At 48.7% G+C, this 1,825-nt stretch carries 1 protein-coding gene; it reads left to right on the plus strand.

What is annotated here, in order from left to right:
• Positions 1 to 410: 410 nt before the first annotated feature.
• Positions 411 to 1,655 carry an IS110 family RNA-guided transposase gene (locus BMW94_RS30015; protein ID WP_091002249.1) on the plus strand — a complete coding sequence of 415 codons (1,245 nt, stop codon included), beginning with the start codon at positions 411 to 413 and terminating at the stop codon, positions 1,653 to 1,655.
• Positions 1,656 to 1,825 lie beyond the last annotated feature (170 nt).

Below are 1,825 nucleotides of genomic sequence, written 5' to 3' on the forward strand. Positions count from 1 at the left end.
CTCCTCGTATAGTATTTTTTGAAGGCAGTTTTGACTGAATTACCAGTTCCCGAGGGAACTGGCGAACGCCTTGTGAATTTCCAGTTTGCTCTTTGAAAATTGAATGTCACAACATTTGGGACTGGACTTTTCGGAATGCCCCTGGACAATGAATAATAGGGTTCATTTGGGGAAATTCTTTTCTCTCCTGTAGCATTGACTACTTCTGAAGTCTGTTTCCTTGGCACTCGCTTGGAACTTCTAACCCGCTGGCTGTTCCCTCTGGTAGCCCATGCCCATTCGTAGCGGTTTGGGGCAGCACATGGACCAGAGTGAGTTCTTATAGGCGAGGGTGATTGATCGGCGAGCGTGCTGGGGGCATCCCGAAAAGTCCAATTCCCCGAATCCCCCATAGAAAGGAGGAATTCCACTTGAAATTATTTGTCGGTATTGACGTAAGTAGCGACCATCTCGACATGTGCTTGATGAACATGGAAGGCGAACAGCTTGAATCCTTCCGCGTGGACAATAATCTGCCAGGTGCTCAGCATCTGCGCGACCGTATTGTAAGGTTAGCCAATACGCTGCTACCTGCCGAGATTCACATTGGCCTTGAAGCGACCTCCGTTTATAGCTGGCATCCGGCCATGTATCTGCATGAGGATGAGTCGCTTAAACAGCGGAAGACCAAGGTGTTTACCATTAATCCCAAGCTCATCAACAAGTTTAAGGCGGCCTATGCTGACCTGGATAAGACAGATCGCATTGATGCCTGGATCATTGCAGACCGCCTGCGCTTTGGCAGACTGACGACCACCATCGTCATGCAGGAGCAATATTTGGCCCTTCAGCGCCTCACACGGATGCGGTTCCATATGGTCCACAATTTGACACGCGAGAAGCAATACTTTTTGCAAAACCTGTTCTACAAGTGCAACGCTTTTCGCTCAGAGGTCGACAGTTCCGTGTTTGGCCATGCCATCATGGAGATGCTTTCCGAGAGGTTCAGTCTCGATGAAATCGCGGGTATGGACGTAACAGACTTAGCCGATTATCTCAAAGATAAAGGAAAAAATCGCTTCCCCGATCCGGAGAACGTTGCTCGCTGTATCCAGAAGGCCGCCCGTGCCTCTTACCGCCTGTCTAAAGTGATGGAGGATTCCATTGATCTGGTGCTCGGCACATCGATTCAGACCATTCGAAGTATTCAGGCACAACTCAAGGATATGGACAAGGCGATTGCCAAGATTTTGGATGGCATAGTGGGCTCCAAATGTCTGCGCTCCATTCCGGGTATTGATCTGGTCTACGCCGCTGGCATTCTTTCTGAAATTGGCGACATTGAGCGCTTTGACGACCAGGCAGCGTTAGCCAAGTACGCCGGTCTGACGTGGCGTAAACACCAGTCTGGTTCGTTCGAAGCCGAAGAAACCAAACGCATTAAATCCGGCAACCGATTCCTTCGCTATTACCTCGTTGAAGCTGCCAACTCGGTAAAAAATCGCGAACCAGAATTCGGTGAGTACTACCGGAAAAAATGTAATGAAGTTACTAAGCACCAACACAAACGTGCACTCGTCCTAACGGCAAGAAAACTGGTGCGTCTGGTCGATGCGCTGCTACGCAACGGCCAACTTTACACGCCTGGAAGGAAGGTGAATAAGGCTAGGGATTAACGCCTCCATTAGCCAAAGCCCTTCTGAATTCCCAGTTAAAATCTGGAATTTTTACCGATTTTCGACTGGGTTTATTTTGCTGATGCCATTTTTTTCGGCTACTGATGCTTTTCCTAAGGAGAATTTCCAATTCAACACATTTAGGAGCTTGACATCATACCGCTGGACTT

Source organism: Paenibacillus sp. OK003 (genome assembly GCF_900109515.1).
GTDB classification, from domain to species: domain Bacteria; phylum Bacillota; class Bacilli; order Paenibacillales; family Paenibacillaceae; genus Paenibacillus; species Paenibacillus marchantiae.